At 69.5% G+C, this 17,584-nt stretch carries 17 protein-coding genes; 6 read left to right on the top strand and 11 right to left on the bottom strand.

Translation table 11 applies throughout. The annotated features are described in order from the left end of the window. Window positions 1-93: 93 nt before the first annotated feature. From IFT87_RS00710 to IFT87_RS00695, 4 genes are all read left to right on the top strand, one after another. A complete protein-coding gene (locus IFT87_RS00710; protein ID WP_037530697.1) occupies window positions 94-489 on the top strand; it encodes a GFA family protein in 396 nt (131 codons plus the stop codon). A gap of 225 nt (window positions 490-714) precedes the next feature. Then, the gene (locus IFT87_RS00705) at window positions 715-1,041 is read left to right on the top strand and encodes a UrcA family protein (RefSeq protein WP_037530699.1); all 327 of its coding nucleotides are present in this window, start codon (window positions 715-717) and stop codon (window positions 1,039-1,041) included. A gap of 221 nt (window positions 1,042-1,262) precedes the next feature. Continuing rightward, on the top strand, window positions 1,263-2,909 hold the full coding sequence (locus IFT87_RS00700; protein ID WP_192007195.1) for an inorganic phosphate transporter: 1,647 nt from the start codon (window positions 1,263-1,265) through the stop codon (window positions 2,907-2,909). Between the two features lie 49 nt (window positions 2,910-2,958). After that, the gene (locus IFT87_RS00695; protein ID WP_037530703.1) at window positions 2,959-4,218 is read left to right on the top strand and encodes an MFS transporter; all 1,260 of its coding nucleotides are present in this window, start codon (window positions 2,959-2,961) and stop codon (window positions 4,216-4,218) included. Window positions 4,219-4,267: 49 nt separating this feature from the next. On the opposite strand, the gene rsmD is transcribed toward IFT87_RS00695, so the two are convergent. Together rsmD and IFT87_RS00685 are read right to left on the bottom strand one after the other, a co-directional pair. After that, window positions 4,268-4,804: a 16S rRNA (guanine(966)-N(2))-methyltransferase RsmD gene (gene rsmD, locus IFT87_RS00690; protein ID WP_037530705.1), complete on the bottom strand. Its 537-nt coding sequence runs from the start codon at window positions 4,802-4,804 to the stop codon at window positions 4,268-4,270. Beyond that, window positions 4,804-6,393, bottom strand: coding sequence for a pseudouridine synthase (locus IFT87_RS00685; protein ID WP_192007193.1), 1,590 nt, complete (start codon window positions 6,391-6,393; stop codon window positions 4,804-4,806). Before IFT87_RS00685 ends, rsmD begins: the two co-directional genes overlap by 1 nt. A gap of 119 nt (window positions 6,394-6,512) precedes the next feature. On the opposite strand from IFT87_RS00685, the gene IFT87_RS00680 reads away from it, so the two are divergent. Both IFT87_RS00680 and IFT87_RS00675 read left to right on the top strand, forming a co-directional pair. Beyond that, complete coding sequence (locus IFT87_RS00680; protein WP_107932863.1) at window positions 6,513-6,944, top strand: response regulator; 432 nt, start codon at window positions 6,513-6,515, stop codon at window positions 6,942-6,944. Between the two features lie 87 nt (window positions 6,945-7,031). Next, a complete protein-coding gene (locus IFT87_RS00675; RefSeq protein WP_192007191.1) occupies window positions 7,032-8,372 on the top strand; it encodes an AmpG family muropeptide MFS transporter in 1,341 nt (446 codons plus the stop codon). Between the two features lie 19 nt (window positions 8,373-8,391). Here IFT87_RS00675 and IFT87_RS00670 read toward each other — a convergent pair whose 3' ends face one another. The 9 genes from IFT87_RS00670 to IFT87_RS00630 form a co-directional block, all read right to left on the bottom strand. Beyond that, entirely contained in the window at window positions 8,392-8,844 is a 453-nt protein-coding gene (locus IFT87_RS00670) for a DUF6628 family protein (RefSeq protein ID WP_192007190.1), read from the bottom strand. 68 nt (window positions 8,845-8,912) lie between these two features. Then, complete coding sequence (locus IFT87_RS00665) at window positions 8,913-10,232, bottom strand: bifunctional folylpolyglutamate synthase/dihydrofolate synthase (protein ID WP_192007189.1); 1,320 nt, start codon at window positions 10,230-10,232, stop codon at window positions 8,913-8,915. Window positions 10,233-10,347: 115 nt separating this feature from the next. After that, window positions 10,348-11,199: an acetyl-CoA carboxylase, carboxyltransferase subunit beta gene (accD, locus tag IFT87_RS00660; protein ID WP_192007187.1), complete on the bottom strand. Its 852-nt coding sequence runs from the start codon at window positions 11,197-11,199 to the stop codon at window positions 10,348-10,350. After that, window positions 11,196-12,023 carry a tryptophan synthase subunit alpha gene (trpA, locus tag IFT87_RS00655; RefSeq protein ID WP_192007185.1) on the bottom strand — a complete coding sequence of 276 codons (828 nt, stop codon included), beginning with the start codon at window positions 12,021-12,023 and terminating at the stop codon, window positions 11,196-11,198. The genes accD and trpA overlap by 4 nt, the downstream gene beginning before the upstream one ends. Further along, window positions 12,020-13,273 (bottom strand): tryptophan synthase subunit beta, encoded by a 1,254-nt coding sequence (gene trpB, locus IFT87_RS00650; RefSeq protein WP_037529061.1) that lies wholly within the window; start codon window positions 13,271-13,273, stop codon window positions 12,020-12,022. Before trpB ends, trpA begins: the two co-directional genes overlap by 4 nt. A gap of 97 nt (window positions 13,274-13,370) precedes the next feature. After that, the gene (locus tag IFT87_RS00645) at window positions 13,371-14,003 is read right to left on the bottom strand and encodes a phosphoribosylanthranilate isomerase (protein ID WP_037529059.1); all 633 of its coding nucleotides are present in this window, start codon (window positions 14,001-14,003) and stop codon (window positions 13,371-13,373) included. Between the two features lie 92 nt (window positions 14,004-14,095). Next, window positions 14,096-14,770, bottom strand: a complete 675-nt coding sequence (gene pyrF / locus IFT87_RS00640; RefSeq protein WP_031441226.1) for an orotidine-5'-phosphate decarboxylase — start codon at window positions 14,768-14,770, stop codon at window positions 14,096-14,098. Continuing rightward, entirely contained in the window at window positions 14,770-15,150 is a 381-nt protein-coding gene (locus IFT87_RS00635; RefSeq protein ID WP_037529057.1) for a LapA family protein, read from the bottom strand. The genes pyrF and IFT87_RS00635 overlap by 1 nt, the downstream gene beginning before the upstream one ends. A gap of 110 nt (window positions 15,151-15,260) precedes the next feature. Then, on the bottom strand, window positions 15,261-17,549 hold the full coding sequence (locus IFT87_RS00630) for a patatin-like protein (RefSeq protein ID WP_037529055.1): 2,289 nt from the start codon (window positions 17,547-17,549) through the stop codon (window positions 15,261-15,263). Window positions 17,550-17,584 lie beyond the last annotated feature (35 nt).

Raw genomic sequence — 17,584 nt, 5'->3', positions numbered from 1 at the left:
AGGTAGGGAACGGGGCGCGATCGGGCAAGCGGCTAAGGCTTGCACGACTCAGCGATGTGTGGAACAAATCAAGAATATCAACAGGAGGCGTGCATGTTGTCGGGACGATGCCACTGCGGAGCGATCCACTATGTCGCGACGGGCGAGGCGGCGCATCATGCGCTGTGCCACTGTGAGGATTGCCGCCGAAGCGCAGGCGCGCCGATGGTCGGCTGGATCGCGTTCAAGACCGAGCAGGTGAAGATCTCGGGCGATCCGGTGACCTATGCGTCGTCCGAGCACGGGCGGCGGCTGTTCTGCGGAACGTGCGGGACGGGGCTGTTCTACACCAACCCGGTCGCGCTGCCGGGGATCATCGACATCCAGTCGTGCACGCTCGACGATCCCGAGTCGGTCGCACCGGGCGCGCAAATCCAGGTCGCGGAGCGGCTGGCGTGGATGGCGGACCTGACGAGCCTGCCCGAATTCGCGCGCTATCCGGGGATGTGAGCGCGCGTTCGGTCGCCACCGAGGTGCGGGGTGCTCGAAATCGCGGGGCGACCGACGAACCGTCGCCAAACCGTCGCGGGAGCGTAACGATCCGGGCGTAGGGCGTGCGCAGCGACGAGGGTCTTCGTCGGAGAGGCCGCGCAGAGACGGTCCTCCCGACGGTCAGGCTTAGTCGCGCGCAGGCCGGCGTGCCTGCGGACCGCAGGACCAGCAAAGGACGTCACCATGAAGATCCTCCACAGCGTCGCTTCGGCGGCGATCGCTTCCGCGTGCCTTTTTGCGACCGGCGCTGCCGCCGATCCGGTGCGCGACCCCGTCACGATCCGTGTCTCGCATGCCGGGCTAGACCTGGCCAGCGACGCCGGGCGGCGTGTGCTTGCGCGTCGCGTGCAGTCGGCGGTCAACCGGACCTGCGCCCCGCGGACCGGCGGGCTGAATGCCTTTGCCGAGTCGCGCCGGTGCCGCACGGAAATGATGCAGGACGCCACGGTCCAGACCGCCGCGTTGCTGACGCGCAACGGGACGCAGCTGGCAAGCCTCGCGGGGCGCTAGCGTCGTCGCGCTCGATCCGATGCGCGATTGAAGGAGGACCGCTCTGTCAAAGGCGCGGCGGTCCTCCCCCGCCGTCAGGCTGTGCCTGCCCCCCCCGGCGGGGGAGGATCATGGGCGGTCGCGCGCTGCGCGGGGTTCGTCACTGTGTCATTCTGGTATCGCCGCGCGGCGATGCATCGCGTTGTCATAAAGTTGTAATCGTTAGGGCCGACTGCGCGATCATGGCTACTTCCCCATTAACGGTCGACGCGATCGACCGCGCACCGCGCAGCGGACCGCGGCTCGATCATGATCTGCATCCGGCCGGGCGCTGGATCTTTCTGGCAGTATTGCTGGGGGGGCTGGCCTATGCGGGGTTCAGCATTGCCACCGATACCGCGCAGGTTGGCGAGACGCTCGCGGTCGGTGCGTTCGCGTTCCTCGGGCTCGCGCTGCTGATCGCGCTCGGGTTCGAATTCGTCAACGGCTTCCACGACACCGCCAATGCGGTCGCGACGGTCATCTACACGCATTCGATGCCCGCGCCGCTCGCGGTCGTCTGGTCGGGCTTCTTCAACTTCGTCGGCGTGATGACGTCGTCGGGCGCGGTGGCCTATTCGATCATCACGCTGCTGCCGGTCGACCTGATCCTCAACGTCGGCAGCGCGGGCGGGTTCGCGATGATCTTCGCGCTGCTGCTCGCGGCGATCCTGTGGAACCTCGCGACCTGGGCGGTCGGGCTGCCCAATTCGTCGAGCCATGCACTGATCGGCTCGATCCTCGGCGTCGGGCTCGCCAACCAGCTGATCAACGGCGGCGCGGACGGCACGTCGGGCGTCGACATGGCGCAGGTGACCAAGGTGCTCTCCGCGCTCGCGTTCAGCCCGGTGGTCGGCTTTGTCGGCGCGCTGCTGATGTTGCTGGTGATGAAGGCCTTCTCGACCGATCGCAAGCTGTTCGAGGCGCCCGAGAGCAATACGCCGCCGCCGCGCGGGATCCGTGCGCTGCTGATCGGCACCTGCACCGCGGTCAGCTTCGCACATGGCAGCAATGACGGCCAGAAGGGGATGGGGCTGATCATGCTCATCCTGATCGGCTGCGCACCGACCGCCTATGCGCTGAACCGGACGATGCCCGAAAGCGCGACGCCGGCGTTCGTCCAGAGCGCGCGCGCAGCGTCGTCGGCCTTTGCCGCACATGCCGACGGCACGCCTTCGACGGTCGAGGCCGCCCGCGCGCGCGTCACCACCGCGCTGAAATCCAAGCAGGTCGCCGAGCCCGTCGTCTATGGCGCGCTCGCCACGCTGTCGAACGACGTCACCCGCCGGATCGAGGGCTATGGCTCGCTCGGCAAGGTCCCCGCGGCGGCGACGTCGAACCTGCGCAACGACATGTACCTCGTGCTCGACACGACCAAGCTGGTCGCGGCGGACAAGACCGCGCAGGCGCGCTTCACCGCGCAGGAGATCACGACGCTGAAAACCTATGGCGGCGGGCTCGAGCAGGGGACGCGCTACATCCCGATCTGGGTGAAGGTCACGGTCGCGCTCGCGCTCGGGCTCGGCACGATGGTCGGGTGGAAGCGGATCGTCGTCACCGTCGGCGAACGGATCGGCAAGTCGCATCTGACCTATGGCATGGGTGCGTCGGCGGAGCTGGTCGCGGCGGCGACGATCCTGATGGCGGACCGGTTCGGCCTGCCCGTGTCGACGACGCATATCCTGTCGTCGGGGATCGCCGGTTCGAGCGTCGCCAATGGCGGCGGACTGCAGCGGCGGACACTGGTGAACATGGGGCTGGCGTGGATCATGACGCTGCCGGTCGCGATGCTGTTGTCGGGCGGGCTGTACTGGATGCTGCTCGGGGTTGCGCACGCGTTGGGCCGCTAAAGCCGAGCGCGCGATTGACGGGGCGGCGGCGGGCGGCGATGCACGCGGCATGAGCACGCTTAGGTCCAGCCGCCGCATCCTCGCCGCCAGCCTGGTCGGCACCGCGGTCGAATTCTACGACTTCTACATCTACGCGACCGCGGCGGCGCTCGTGTTCGGGCCGCTGTTCTTCGCGGGCCAGTCGGCGTCGGCGCAGCTGCTGCTGAGCTATGCGACGTTTGGGCTGGCGTTCGTCGCGCGGCCGGTGGGCGCGGTGCTGTTCGGGCATTTCGGCGACCGGGTCGGACGCAAGTCGACCCTGGTCGCCTCGCTGCTGCTGATGGGTGGATCGACCGTCGCGATCGCGTTCCTGCCGACCTATGCGCAGGTCGGCTGGTGGGCGCCGACCCTGCTCTGCCTGATGCGGCTGGGGCAGGGGCTGGGGCTGGGCGGCGAATGGGGTGGGGCCGCGCTGCTCGCGGTCGAGAATGCGCCGCCGCACCGTCGCAACACGTTCGGGATGTTCCCGCCGCTCGGCGCGCCGGTCGGGTTTCTCGCCGCCAACGGCCTGTTCCTGATCATCGGCCTGGTCCTCGACGAGGCGCAGTTTCTTGCCTGGGGCTGGCGGATCCCGTTCCTGGTCAGTGCGGTGCTAGTCGGACTGGGGCTGTGGGTGCGGCTGAAGCTGACCGAGACGCCCGCGTTTCTCGAAGCCGAGAAGACCGAGGCGATTCCGCGCGTGCCGATCGCCGAACTGCTGACGCGGCATTTGCGCGCGACGCTGGCGGGGACGTTCGGGGTGATCGCGTGTTTCGCGCTCTTCTATCTCGCGACCGCGTTCGCGCTCGGCTACGGCACGAAGACGCTCGGCTATTCGCGCGAGGCGTTTCTCGGCGTCGAGCTGGTCGCGATCTGGTTCCTGGCGGCAGGGGTGATCCTCGCGAGCGTGCTGGCGGATCGCTATTCGGCGGCGCGGATGCTTAGCGTCGGGTTTGCGGGCTGTATCGTCGTAGGCGCGCTGATGGGGCCGATGCTGGGATCGGGATCGCTGGTCACGGTGTCGCTCTGGCTGTCGGGCGCGCTGTTCGTGATGGGGTTCGCCTATGGCCCGCTCGGCGGGTGGCTGCCGAGCCTGTTTCCGGCGGGCGTGCGCTATACCGGCGTGTCGATGACGTTCAACCTTGGCGGCGTGCTCGGCGGGGCGCTCGCGCCGATCGTGGCGGAGGCGCTGGCGCCGCGCGGGCTCGGGCTGGTCGGGGTGTATCTGATGGCCGCGGGAGTGCTGAGCCTTGGCGGGCTGCTGATCGTCGGGCGCCGCGCCGCCGCCTAGGACGGGGTCTCCCGCTTGCGCGGGAGACCGTCACGTCAGGCGGGGAACGTCAGGCGGGGCGCAGCAGCGTCAGCCGCGCCTTGCCGTGGACGCGCGTGGCGTCGACCTCGAAGCCCGGCAGTTGGACGACCTCCGCCTTCGCGGTCTCGAGGCTGATCCACGTCGCCGGGCTGGTCCAGCCGAGCCGGGCGAGCTTGTCGAGCGCGACGAGGCCTGCCCCGGTGTCATAGGGCGGATCCATCAGGATGATGTCGAGCGGCGCGGGCGCGGGGCCCATCGCCATCACCGAGGTCGCGCGGACGTCGCCGCGAATGCCGAGCTTGGCGAGATTGGCCTTCAGCGCATCGAGCGCGGGCTTGTCCTGCTCGACGAACAGGCACGACCCCGCGCCGCGCGACAAGGCCTCGATCCCGAGCGCGCCCGAGCCCGCGAAGAGATCGGCGACCGCGAGCCCTTCGAAACTGCCGACCCGGCTGGTCAGCATCGAGAACAGCGCCTCGCGCATGCGATCGGCGGTCGGGCGGGTCGCGTCACCCTTGGGCGCGACGATCTGGCGACCGCGATACTGGCCTGCGATGATCCGCATCAGCGTTTACCTCCGCGTGGTGCGCGGGGCGGATGACCGCGCCCCCCTGATGGTCCCTTGCCGGGCGCGGGCGGACGGCTGCCGCGTTCGGGGCGCGGTGCGGCGTCGCGCGGCGGGCTAGGATCCGCACCGGGGCGACCGGCGGCACTGCGCGCGGCACGCTTGTCGAGACCGGTCCGCGCGCGGGAATCGTCCGTCTGAGGGCGGAAGCCGCGTTGCTGGTCCTGGCGCTGGTCCTGGCGCTGGGGCGAGTCGGGACGGCGCGGGGCCGTCGTGCCCCCGCTACCACCGCCGCCGACGCGGGTCGGGGCGGCGCGGTCGCGGGGCGGCTTGGCGGCGCGGAAATGCTTGATCTTGGGGCTGGTGCTCAGCTCCTCGCCGCGGTCCGCGCGCTCCTGGCGATAGGTCGGGCGACCGGTGCCGGCGCCGGTCGGCTGGGCGTGATGCGTCGCGGCCGCACGATTGCCGCCGCGCGCATCGGGCTTGGCCCAGGGATCGGTGACGTCGCCGCGGACCATGGCCGCGGTCGGACGGATGCGCTCGGGCCGGGCCGGGCGGGCGGGCCGTGCGGCACGATCGACCGGCGCTGCGCCGCTCGAGAAGCCGGAGCTTGCCGGCGCCGCATAGGGGCTGCGCGCGGGCTGGCGCGGTGCCGCTGTCGCGGGCCGGGCCGAGGGGGCGGGGCGGGGCGCATTGGCGCCGCGCTGGGGCGACTTGGCGCCGATCCCCGCACCCGCGCCGGCGCTGGCGCTGATGCCGATGTTCGGACGCGCGCCGGGGCCCTCGGGCTTGCCGCGCGCGAGCTCCTTCTGGAAGGCGACGACGTCGTGTTGGAGCACTTCGCCGATCTGGCCGGGGGCGAGATCACCGAGCACGAACGGGCCGTAGCGGGTGCGGATCAGGCGCGAAACCTGAAGACCCAGATGTTCGAGCACACGGCGGACTTCGCGATTCTTGCCCTCGGTCAGGATCATCTCGATCCAGACGTTCGCGCCGGTGCGGCGTTCGATATTGGCGTTGATCGAGCCGTAGCGGACGCCCTCGATCTCGATCCCCTCGATCAGCTCCTCGAGCTGTGGCTGGGTGATGTTGCCATAGGCGCGGGCGCGATAGGCGCGCTCGACGCCGGTCGCGGGGAGTTCGAGCTGGCGCTTGAGGCCACCGTCAGTGGTCATCAGCAACAGCCCCTCGGTGTTGAGATCGAGCCGGCCGACGGGAACGAGTCGCGGCAGTTCGCGCGGCAGGCGGTCGTAGATCGTCGTCCTGCCCGCCGGATCGCGCTCGGTGACGAGCAGCCCGGTCGGCTTGTGATACAGGAAAAGCCGTGCCGCGCTGGGCGCCTCGACCGGATCGCCGTCGACGGTGACGCCGGCAAGGTTGCGCAGGATCGTCGCGGGCGTGTCGAGCGTGGTGCCGTTGAGCGCGACGCGCCCCTCGGCGATCATCCGTTCGATGTCGCGGCGCGACGCGACGCCCGCGCGGGCAAGCAGTTTGGCGATGCGGTCGCCCTTGATGGGGGCTGCGGGGGCTGTTGCGGGCGCGTCGTTCGACGGGCTGGCAGTCGGGTTATCGTCTTTTGAAGTCGTCATGGCGCGGCTGATACTATGGATCGGGGTGCAGCGCGAAAATATTTGCGACCCTTCGTGGTGCGGTGCGTTATGTCGCATGGGCGTAACGACCATTCGTTGCGCGAAGGGGCGTGATGTCGATGCTGTTCGGAAAGAAGAAGCGGCTGATCATCCGCTTGCTGGTTGTCGAGGACGAACCGCTGGTCGCGTTCGACACCGAATATTTCCTGACCGAATCAAAATTCACCGTGGTCGCGACGGTCGACCGGGTCAGCGATGCACTGGCGGTGATCGAAAGCGAGTCCGCGATCGACCTAATCCTCGCCGATGTCAGCCTGAGCGACGGATCGGGGCTCGACGTCGCGCGGGCCGCGCTCGAGCGCGGGGTGCCGGTGCTGTTCGTCACCGGCAATTGCCCGGTCGAGGCGACGACGCTGGCCGCGGGCTGTCTCTCCAAACCCTATTCGCAGCGCGACCTGCTCGCCGCGATCGCGGCGATCGAGGCGCGGATGGCGGGGAGTGAGCCGAAGAAGCTGCCTTCGGGCCTGCGACTGTTCAGCGCGCCCGTCTGACGGCACGCGTTTAGCTTCGTCGCGACCAAGGCGCAGCGGCGACGTCTTCCGCCTTCCCTCGCGTCGACAGCCCGCTATGGTCGCGCCATGTCCAGTACAGCCGTTCCGCGTCGATCCCTGCTCGCCACCATGGCCCCCTATCTGCGGCCCCGGCCGATCGCGGCGCTGCTGCTCGGGATATCGAGCGGCTTTCCGCTCGCGCTGCTGCTGGGGACGATGGGCTATTGGCTGTCGAAGGTCGGGATCGACAAGAAGACGATCGGCTTCGCGATCGGCCTGACGACCCCGTACACGCTGAAATTCCTCTGGGCGCCGTTCATCGACCGGTTCCAGATCCCGGTGCTGACGGCTTGGGTCGGACAGCGTCGCGCGTGGCTGTTCTTCGTCCAGGCGCTGCTGTTCGGCTCGGTCTGGATGCTGGGGCTCAGCGCGCCGCAGGAGCATCTCGGGGTGTTCGCCTTCTGGGCGATCGTGACCGCGTTCCTCGGCGCGACGCAGGATATCGTGATCGACGCCTACCGGATCGAGATCCTGCCCGAAGACGAATTGCCGCACGGGACCGCGAACAACCAGTTCGGCTACCGGCTCGGCAATCTGGCGGCAGGGGTCGGCACGATCGCGATCGCCTCGTCCGAAGGGCTCGGGCTCGGCTGGGCTATGGGCTATGGGCTGACCGCGTTCTGCGTCATTCCCGGCGCGCTCGCGGCGCTCTGGGCAGGCCGCGGACTGCATGACCGGGTGCTGGCATCACAGGATCAGGCGTCGCGCGGGCGCTGGCTCGAGGATACGATCATCGGGCCGTTCCGCGAGTTCTTCCAGCGTCGCGGCGCGGTGCTGATCCTGCTGTTCGTGCTGATCTACAAGCTGGGCGATGCGATGGGGCAGGGCATGCTGAACCCGATGATCGTCGAACTGGGGTTCAGCGACACCGAATTCATCGCGATCAACAAGCTGGTCGGGTTCTGGGGGCTGATCGTCGGGACCGCGCTGGGCGCGCCGTTCATGGCGTGGCTGGGCCTCGGCCGCGCGCTGTTCGCGTCGGGCATGCTGATGATGCTCAGCAACTTCATGTTCGTGATCCTCGCCTGGCACGGCCATTCGAACACCTGGCTGACGATCGCGGTGGCGACCGAGCAGGTGACGAGCGGGATCGGGCTGACGGTGTTCGTCACCTATCTCTCGGGCCTGTCCAACCTCGCCTATACCGCGACGCAGTTCGCGCTGTTGTCGTCGTTCGCGGCGGTCGGGCGGACGTGGCTGGCGGCGCCCGCAGGCTATGCCGCCAACGCGCTGGGCTGGCCGGGCTTCTGGATGCTGACGATGGTCGTCGCGGTGCCGGGGCTCGTCCTGTTGTGGATCCTGAGGCGTCAGGGGTTCGTCGTCGAAAGCGTGCGGCGCGACCCGGCGATCTCGGCCGGGGCGGACTGACGCCGGCGCGTGACCCGGCTCAGCCCGTAACCGGGCGCCCCTCGTCCGCGAAGGCGGCGGCGACCGCGGCGGCGCTGGTGAGGACGCCGTCGACGCGGCGGACGCCGAGCAGGTCGGTCATCAGCAGCCGCGCGGTGTCGGGTGCGGTCTCGACCCGCGCGAGGATCGAAAGCAACGCCGCCTCCGCGGGCGTCATCCGCGCGCAGCAGCACGGCGCGATCGCGATCGTCCCCGCCGCGCTGCCCGCGAGATCGGCCATCAGTGCGCGCATCAGGATCAGCGGCCGGCGGAAACCCTGTCCGAAGGCGGTGAACAGCGTGTGCGCGGCGCGTGCGTCGCCAAGCCCGTTCGCACCCATCCGCCGCATCGCGAACAGCGCGATTCGCGCATTCTCGCAGGGCGGCAGCGGATGCGGCAGCATCGTCGTCATGCTGGCGAGCGTCGTGCCGGCAAAGCGGTTGGCATCGGTCATATACGCGACTCCGTGGTTACAAGACCAAGGTTGCGCGTTCGTTATTGATAGTCAATAGCAATAAGGGGTCAGTGCGGCAGCTCGTTGTTTGCCGCGAGCACTTCGCCCGCGAGGTAGAGCGAACCGGCGATCAGCACGAACTGCGGCGTGTCACCCTGCGCGGCAATGCGGTCGAGCGCCTCGGCGGGGCTGGCGGCGGTCTCCGCGCTGCACCCGGAGCGTCGGGCGATCGCCGCCAGCGCGTCGGGGGCGTGGTGCGCATGACCCGGGACGGGGAGCGCGACGACGTGGCCGACCTGCGGGCCGAGAATGTCGAGCACCGCGTCAGCATCCTTGTTCGCGAGCATGCCGAGCACGAGCGTCGCGGGACGCCCTGCCGCCAGCGTCCGCAGCACGCGCGCGACCGGCTGTGCGGCATTGGGATTGTGCGCGCCGTCGAGCCAAAGGTCGCTGCCCGCGGGCAGTCGCGCGTGGAGCGGGCCGTCGGACAGGCGCTGCATCCGCGCGGGCCAATGCGCGGCGTCCGCGGCGGCGCGCATCACCGCGTCGGGGATGGCGAGCGCCGACTGATGCCGCAGCATCGCGATCGCGAGCGCGAGGTTGCGCGACTGGTGCAGACCGACCAGCCGCGGGCGGTTGGTGACGAGCGTGCCGTCCGCATCGGTGTAGCGCATCGTCGTGCGCGTCGTCCCGCTCGTCCAGGCGGTGCCGCGCGCGAGGACGGGGGCGCCCGCCGCCTCGGCGATTCCGGCGATCCGGGCGCGCAGCGGTCGGGCATAATCCATCGTCACGAGCGGCACGCCACGCTTGGCGATGCCCGCCTTCTCGCCCGCGATCGCCAGCAGCGTGTCGCCGAGAAACGCCTGATGGTCGATCCCGAGCGCGGCGATGCCGGTGACGACGGGGTTCGGAATGACGTTGGTCGCGTCGAGCCGGCCGCCCAGCCCGACCTCGACGATCGTCGCCGCGGCGGGCGTGCGCGCGAAGGCGAGGAACGCGGCGGCGGTGGTGACCTCGAAGAAGCTCGCCTGCAGGTCCGCGGCGTGGTCGAGCACCTCGGACAGTAGCGCGGCGAGCGCATCGTCGTCGATCAGCCGCCCGGCGAGACGGATGCGTTCGTTGAAGCGGACGAGGTGCGGGCTCGAATAGACATGGACGGCGAGCCCCGCCGCCTCGATCGCGGCGCGCAGGAACGCGCAGGTCGATCCCTTGCCGTTGGTCCCGGCGACATGGAACACCGGCGGCAGCGACAGATGCGGATCGCCGAGCCGCGACAGCAAGGCGGTGATGCGCTCGAGGCCGAGGATGTCGGCGCCGGGGGACAGCGCGGTCAGCCGGTCGAGCTGCGCCTGGACGGCGGGGGAGGAGGAGGTGGCGTGGTCGGGCATTCTTCTAATTCCCTCTCCCCTCGGGGAGAGGGCTTGGGGTGAGGGGCGGTTCCGGGCGCAGCAGTGCTGGGCTGCCCTCACCCCGACCCTCTCCCCCAAGGGGAGAGGGCGTAGGTTACGCCGCTTCGCGGGCGCTCAGATAGCCGATGACGGTGCCGAGCTGTTCGCGCAGGTCTTTCCGGTGGACAACCATGTCGATCATCCCGTGTTCGAGATAATATTCCGACGTCTGGAAATCCTCGGGCAGCTTCTCGCGGATCGTGCTCTCGATCACGCGGCGGCCGGTGAAGGCGAGCGTCGCCTTGGGCTCGGCGATCTGGACGTCGCCGAGCATCGCATAGGCCGCCATCACGCCGCCCGAGGTCGGATCGGTCAGCACGACGATATAGGGCAGGCCGGCGTCGTGGAGCATCTGGATCGCGACGGTGCTGCGCGGCATCTGCATCAGGCTGAGAATGCCCTCCTGCATGCGCGCGCCGCCGCTGGCGGTGAAGATCACATAGGGCACGCGATCCTCGATCGCGGCCTCGACGCCGCGGACGAACGCTTCGCCGACCGCGAGGCCCATCGATCCGCCCATAAAGCTGAAATCCTGCACGCCGACGACGACGCGGTGGCCGTCGATCGCACCGCGGGCATTGACGAGCGCGTCACGCTCGCTGTTGTCGGTCCGCGCGGCCTTGAGGCGATCGGTATAGCGCTTCTGGTCGCGGAACTTGAGCGGATCCTCGGGCACCGGCGGCGCGGGCAGCTCGCTGCAGCTGCCTTCGTCGAACAGCTGTGCGAACCGGATCTTCGGCCCGATGCGGTCGTGATGGTCGCATTTCGGGCAGACGTGGAGATTTTCCTCCAGCTCCTTGGTGAAGACCATCTGCCCGCAGCCCTTGCACTTGTGCCAGAGGTTTTCGGGCGTCTCGCGCTTGGCGACGAACGGCAGGACGTTGCGGACGCTGTTGAGCCAGCTCATGCCCCGATCTCCATGCGAATTTCCTTTCGGGCCGACGCGACGGCATCGGCGAGAGACGTGATATAGGCGCGGACGGGCTCCGCCGCAGCGGTGCCGTGCTGCGCGACCAGCTCGACGATCGCCGAGCCGACCACGACGCCGTCGGCGACGCGCGCGACGTTGGCCGCCTGTTCGGGGGTGCGGATGCCGAAGCCGACCGCGACCGGGATGTCGGTCTGCGATTGCAGCCGCGCGACCGCGTCCTCGATCGAGGATTGCTGCGCCTGTTGCAGCCCGGTGATGCCCGCGACCGAGACGTAATAGAGGAACCCGCTCGCGCCATCGAGCACGGTCGGCAGCCGGGCCGCGTCGGTGGTCGGGGTGGCGAGCCGGATCAGGTCGATCCCGGCGGCGCGCAGCTGGGGCCCAAGCGCATCATCCTCCTCGGGCGGCACGTCGACGCAGATCACGCCGTCGACGCCCGCAGCCGCCGCGGCCTGCGCGAACCAGTCCGCACCGCGCCGCAGCATCGGGTTGCCGTATCCCATCAGCACCAGCGGCGTCTCGGGATGGCGCGCGCGGAAGGCGGTGGCGATCGCGAGAATGTCCGCGGTGCGCGTCCCCTGCGCGAGGCTGCGGATGTTGGCGGCCTGGATCGCGGGGCCATCGGCCATCGGGTCGGTGAACGGCATGCCGAGCTCGATCGCATCGGCGCCGCCCGCGACGAGCGCGTCGAGGATCGCAGGCGTCGCGGCGGTCGAGGGATCGCCCGCGGTGACGAACGCGACGAGCGCGGCGCGGTTCTCGGCCGCGGTGCGCGCGAAGGTGGCGGCGAGGCGGCTCAAATCGCCACCCCGAGCGCTTCGGCGACGGTGAAGATGTCCTTGTCGCCGCGGCCGCACAGATTGGCGAGGATGATCTGGTCCTGCCGCATCGTGCGCGCCTTCTTGGTCACGGTCGCGATCGCGTGGCTCGGTTCGAGCGCGGGGATGATGCCCTCGGTCCGGCAGAGCAGCTGGAACGCGTCGAGCGCCTCCTGGTCGGTCGCGCTGTCATAGTCGACGCGGCCGACGTCGCGCAGCCAGGCATGCTCGGGGCCGATGCCGGGATAGTCGAGCCCCGCCGAGATCGAATGCGCCTCGGTGATCTGGCCGTCCTCGTCCTGCAGCAGATAGGTCTTGTTGCCGTGGAGCACGCCGGGGAAGCCGCCCGCGAGGCTCGCCGCATGCTGCTTGTCGAGCCCGTGGCCCGCCGCCTCGACGCCGAGCATCGCGACATCGGCATCGTCGAGGAACGGGTGGAACAGCCCGATCGCGTTCGATCCGCCACCGATCGCGGCGACGAGCAGGTCGGGCAGGCGGCCGACGCGGTCGAGCATCTGCGCGCGCGCCTCGGTGCCGATCACGCTCTGAAAATCGCGGACCATCTCGGGATAGGGGTGCGGGCCGGCCGCGGTGCCGATGATGTAGAAGGTGTCGTGGACGTTGGCGACCCAGTCGCGCATCCCCTCGTTCATCGCGTCCTTCAGCGTGTGTGCGCCGCTGGTCACGGGGCGGACCTCGGCGCCGAGCAGCTTCATGCGGAACACGTTGGGCGCCTGACGCTCGACGTCCTTGGCGCCCATGTAGATCACGCAAGGGAGGCCGAAGCGCGCGCAGACGGTCGCGGTCGCGACGCCGTGCTGGCCCGCGCCCGTCTCGGCGATGATCCGCGTCTTGCCCATCCGGATCGCAAGCAGGATCTGGCCGATGCAGTTGTTGATCTTGTGCGCGCCGGTGTGGTTGAGCTCGTCGCGCTTGAACCAGATCTGCGCACCCATCTTTTCGCCGTTGGGGCCAGGCTCGGCGGATTCACGCAGCGCCTCGGTCAGGCGTTCGGCGTAGTAGAGCGGGCTCGGGCGGCCAACATAATGTTCGAGCAGGTCGTCGAACTGCGCCTTGAACGCAGGGTCGGCCTTGGCGGCGCGATACGCCTCGTCGAGTTCGAGGACGAGCGGCATCAGCGTCTCGGCGACGTAACGGCCGCCGAAATCGCCGAAATGGCCGCGTTCGTCGGGCTGGGCGCGGTAGGAATTGGGAGCAGGGGTAGCGTTCATGCGGAGCGCTTTAGCACCTCGGTACAATGCGCCAAGCCCCTGTATCCCCGCGAAGGCGGGGACCCAGTCTGGGCACCCGCCTTCGCGGGTGAACAGTTCAGGTTGCGACCGCCTTCAGGAAAGCCGCGATCCTCGCTTCGTCCTTCGTGCCGGGTTCGCTCTCCACCCCTGACGACACGTCGACCAGCTCGGCGCCGGTCCGCCGGATCGCCTCGGCGACATTCGCCGGGTCGAGCCCGCCCGACAGCGCCCAGCGCAGCGGATGCCGGAACCCGTCGAGCAGGTCCCAGTCGAAGCGCAACCCCATCCCGCCCGGCAGCGCGGCCGAATCGGGCGTCTTGGCGTCGTAGAGGATGCGATCCGCGACACCGACGAACGCGTGCGCGCCGTCGAGATCGCCGCGCGTGCGCACTGCGACGGCGACCCATAGCTCGATCCCGAACCGCGCGCGGATCGCGGCGGCGCGTGCGGGCGTGACCTTGTGGAGCTGCAGCACGTCGAGCGCCGCGGATGCGATCGCCTGTTCGAGCATCTCGTCCTCGGGATCGACGAACACGCCGACCTTGGCGACATGGCCGGGCACGCGCGCGGCGAGTTCAGCGGCCCTGTCGAAGGTCACGTGGCGCGGCGAGGCGGGGAAGAAGACGAAGCCGACATGGCTCGCCCCGTGCCGAATCGCGGCGTCGAGCGTCGCGGGGGTCGAGAGGCCGCAGATCTTGGCGGTAGTCATGGTGTTCCTTAGATCCCGGCGGCCTGTGAATTCCCACATTCTCTGTCAGGATGACGGGGGTAGATCGTCGGGATGACGGTGGACGGTGAGGGTCAGAGCGTCGCGGCGATCGCGCGGGCGGCGGTGTCGGGGTCTTCTGCCTGGGTGATCGGGCGACCGACCACGAGGATCGAGGCGCCGGCGTCGAGTGCCGCGCGCGGGGTGACGACGCGCTTCTGGTCGCCGACATGGCCGTCGGGCAGGCGGACACCGGGCACGACGAAGAACCCCTTGGGCCAGATCGCCTTGGCCGCGGCGACTTCGGCGCCCGAGCAGACGATGCCGTCGACCCCGGAGTCGCGCGCCAGTTCGGTCAGCCGTGCGACATGGTCGTGCGCGCTGCCGGTGATCCCGGTGGCGGTAAGATCGGACGCATCGAGGCTGGTGAGCATCGTCACCGCGATGACCTTGGTTCCTACCGGCGCGGCGGCCTTCGCATCCTCGAGCATCGCGCGGCCGCCGCTGGCATGAACGGTCAGGATCGCCGGGGCGAGCCCGCCGAGCGCCTGCACCGCCTTGGCGACGGTATTGGGAATGTCGTGCAGCTTGAGATCGAGGAAGATCGGCAGCTCGAACTCGGCCATCGCATGCACGCCGGGCTGGCCGTGCGCGCAGAAGAATTCGAGGCCGAGCTTGATCCCGCCGACATGGTGGCGGACGCGACCGGCGATCGCCTTGGCGCGGGCGAGATCGGGGGTGTCGATCGCGACATAGATCGGGCTGCTCATCATGCGACTCCCGGCGGGACCGCGGTCGGCGCGGCGGCGGGCGGGATGGTCGGCGCGATGGCCGGTTCCTCGGAATAGGACGGGGTCGGGTAGGACGGTGTCGGATAGGCCACCGGCGGCACGGCCTGCGCGGCGCGCAGATCGAGGATCGTCCGCTCCGCGGTCGCGAGCCGCTGACGCAGGCGCCAGCGCATCGCGAGATTGTAGAGCAAGGTCGGCAGGAACCCGATCAGGAACGTGACCAGCAACAGCATCGGCAGATTCACGTCGGCGATCAGGCCGCCCCAGAGCCGGATCGGCACGGTCGCCCAGTTGGCGATGGTGAAGACTGCGGCGATGAACGCCAGCAGGCACCAGAACAGGATCTTCAGGAACTGCATGACTTATCCCCTTGCATCCGCCCGGGGGTAAAGCCGCCGTCCGCTTTTGGCCAGCCTTGCGCCAACTTAACCCCGTTCCGGACCGGGCCGGCGGTCACGGACGGTGCGTTTCAGCCGATCTCGCGGCGCAGATCCGCGAACAGGCCGGGCACCGCGGTCAGCCGTTCCTCCTCCTCGTCGAGGATGGCGAGGAACGCGGCGCGCTTGATCGCGGCGACGCGCCCCGGCTTCATCCGCACCGACGGGGGCAACGTCGAGACGGTGATGTCGATCATCCGTTCGGCACCGTGCAGCCGGCCCCAGAGATAGTCGTTCTCCCGGTAGGCGCGGCTGAAGAACGCACCGAAGCTGTTGAACTGGATCCCCTTCAGCGTCGCCTCCGCCCCGCCCGAGCGAATCGCGACCGCGTCGTCGGGGGCGATCCGGTCGACCTTGATGGGATCGAATTCGTCGAGCCCCTCGCCCTGCAACAGCGGCAGCGTCGCGGTGTCGAAATAGGGGAAGCCGAGATAGGCGAGCAGCATCGAGCGGCGCACCGGCCGGTCGAGCGCGACGAACGCCTCCGCGAGCCGCACATCGGTCTCGGCGTCGCGGCGGTTGAGGTCGAGCGAGGCGGCCAGAGCGTCGAGCAGCGGCATCGCGTCGTCGCGCAGCGTGCGGACCGCGCGGCGCAGCGCGGCATGCGCATCGGTCCGCTGGCATTCGAGATAGTCCGACAGCGACGCATAGATCGCGTCGCGGATCGGCGCGAGCGCGACCTCCTCGACCTCGGCCTCGAGCACCGTCAGGCGGCGTGCCATCAGGCGCAATCGGCGGATCCGGAAGCCGAGATCGAAGCGTCGCAGGAACGCGATCGTCGCAGGGCTCGCGCCGCCGCCATGCGCCGCGCCGATCTCCTCGGCGCCGCTCGCCGTCACTGCGGTCGCGATCGCCGCGCGGATCCGGTCCCAGCGCTGCGGCCCGGGTTCGCCGCCGGCATGGAACAGCAGCGAGGTCAGCGTCTCGACCACGCCTGCGACCTTCAGATGGCCATAGGCGGCATAGCCATAGCCTGCGCTGGCCGCCGCGGCCTTCTGCGCACGCGCGCGCCAGTTGGCGAGCCGCGCCGCGGTCGGGCTGTTGAGGAACAGCGTGTGCCCGAATAGCTGTTCGACCTCCCCCTCGACATCGGGGCGGATCGCATCGATGATCGCGCGCATTCGGTCGATCTGCGCCGAGCGCGCGGCGATCGCGTCGAGATTGTCGCGGATCGGCTGCTGGCGGGGCAATTCGCTGATCGCGCCGATGATCGTCTGGAAGAAGCCGGGCGTGCCATTCTGTGGCGGGAGGCGGAACTTCATCCCCGGCGACGGATCGATATAGACGAAGCGGCGGTCGATCTGGCGACGCGCGGGGCGTTCCTTCAGCGCGTCGATCGCGGGGCGGAACGGTGCGTTGGCGAGCACCGACCCGTCGATCAGCACGACCTGATCCGCGCCATTGGTCGCCGACTGGCGGGGCAGGATACGCCTGAGGAAGGCATCGCGCGACGCCCAGGACGTCTTGCGATCGGCGAGCACGCCATCGAGCTCGGCGACCATGAACGGCGGGAACGCACCCGGAAAGCTCGACGTCGCGCGTGCGGCAAAGGCGAGTTCGGGGATGCCCGCCAGGCTGTCGGTCGGCGTGCCGTGATCGGAAAAGTCGACGACGACGCGGTGCTCGGTCTCGACCACCTCGGGCGGCGAATTGAGTTTGAGACGTTCGGGATGGCCGGTGAAATCGGTCACCGTCACGAACAGGTCGAGCGGCTGGCCCGGCGGCAACAGCCGCGGCCCGCGCTCGCTGGCGGCCATCGCGTCGAACGCGTCGAGCAGCAGCCCGGTAAAGGTCGCACCGCCGAACGGGGGCTCGAACCAGCGCGAGCGGACGAAATGCGACAGCTTGGCCTTCACCTCCTCGCGCGTCGTGTCGTCGAGCGTCTGGACCTTGTCCGCGCTGCGCCCCGCCGCCATCCAGGCGAGCGGCAGCGCCCAGGCCTTCGAGAAGCGCGAATGCGGCGCGGCATGGGGATCGATCAGCGCCTCGACATCGGCCGAGCTCAGCCAGAGATCGGTGAGCGGATCGAGGCTCTGCCCGGTCGCGATCGCCTGGGCGAGGAAGATGCCGTTGATCCCGCCCGCGCTGGCGCCGGCGATGATGTCGGCGAGCACGCGGACCTTGAGCGCCCCCTGCGCCTCGATCTCGTCGAGCAGGTCGCGGTAGACCGCCTGGCTGCCGGTCCCGCGGTCACCACCGGCATGATGGCCGTGGCTGGCGCGGACGAGATGCCAGATCTCCTTGGTGATGCCGTGCATGTAGACGGCCAGGCTGATCCCGCCATAGCAGACCAGGGCGAGGCGCAGTTCCTTCTCGCGCACCTGCTCAGCCCCCGACCGGGCAGCGATAAGAGCTG

The organism is Sphingomonas sp. CFBP 8765, assembly GCF_014841445.1.
Classification (GTDB): Bacteria; Pseudomonadota; Alphaproteobacteria; order Sphingomonadales; family Sphingomonadaceae; genus Sphingomonas; species Sphingomonas aerolata.
This window is presented reverse-complemented; position numbering and strand designations above follow the sequence as displayed.

Excerpts from the sequence above, each read along its gene's own strand:
- IFT87_RS00710 (WP_037530697.1), top strand. The coding sequence starts at position 94 with ATGTTGTCGGGACGATGCCACTGCGGAGCGATCCACTATGTCGCGACG.
- IFT87_RS00705 (WP_037530699.1), top strand. The coding sequence starts at position 715 with ATGAAGATCCTCCACAGCGTCGCTTCGGCGGCGATCGCTTCCGCGTGC.
- IFT87_RS00700 (WP_192007195.1), top strand. The coding sequence starts at position 1,263 with ATGGCTACTTCCCCATTAACGGTCGACGCGATCGACCGCGCACCGCGC.
- IFT87_RS00695 (WP_037530703.1), top strand. The coding sequence starts at position 2,959 with ATGAGCACGCTTAGGTCCAGCCGCCGCATCCTCGCCGCCAGCCTGGTC.
- rsmD (WP_037530705.1), bottom strand. The coding sequence starts at position 4,804 with ATGCGGATCATCGCAGGCCAGTATCGCGGTCGCCAGATCGTCGCGCCC.
- IFT87_RS00685 (WP_192007193.1), bottom strand. The coding sequence starts at position 6,393 with ATGACGACTTCAAAAGACGATAACCCGACTGCCAGCCCGTCGAACGAC.
- IFT87_RS00680 (WP_107932863.1), top strand. The coding sequence starts at position 6,513 with ATGCTGTTCGGAAAGAAGAAGCGGCTGATCATCCGCTTGCTGGTTGTC.
- IFT87_RS00675 (WP_192007191.1), top strand. The coding sequence starts at position 7,032 with ATGTCCAGTACAGCCGTTCCGCGTCGATCCCTGCTCGCCACCATGGCC.
- IFT87_RS00670 (WP_192007190.1), bottom strand. The coding sequence starts at position 8,844 with ATGACCGATGCCAACCGCTTTGCCGGCACGACGCTCGCCAGCATGACG.
- IFT87_RS00665 (WP_192007189.1), bottom strand. The coding sequence starts at position 10,232 with ATGCCCGACCACGCCACCTCCTCCTCCCCCGCCGTCCAGGCGCAGCTC.
- accD (WP_192007187.1), bottom strand. The coding sequence starts at position 11,199 with ATGAGCTGGCTCAACAGCGTCCGCAACGTCCTGCCGTTCGTCGCCAAG.
- trpB (WP_037529061.1), bottom strand. The coding sequence starts at position 13,273 with ATGAACGCTACCCCTGCTCCCAATTCCTACCGCGCCCAGCCCGACGAA.
- IFT87_RS00645 (WP_037529059.1), bottom strand. The coding sequence starts at position 14,003 with ATGACTACCGCCAAGATCTGCGGCCTCTCGACCCCCGCGACGCTCGAC.
- pyrF (WP_031441226.1), bottom strand. The coding sequence starts at position 14,770 with ATGAGCAGCCCGATCTATGTCGCGATCGACACCCCCGATCTCGCCCGC.
- IFT87_RS00635 (WP_037529057.1), bottom strand. The coding sequence starts at position 15,150 with ATGCAGTTCCTGAAGATCCTGTTCTGGTGCCTGCTGGCGTTCATCGCC.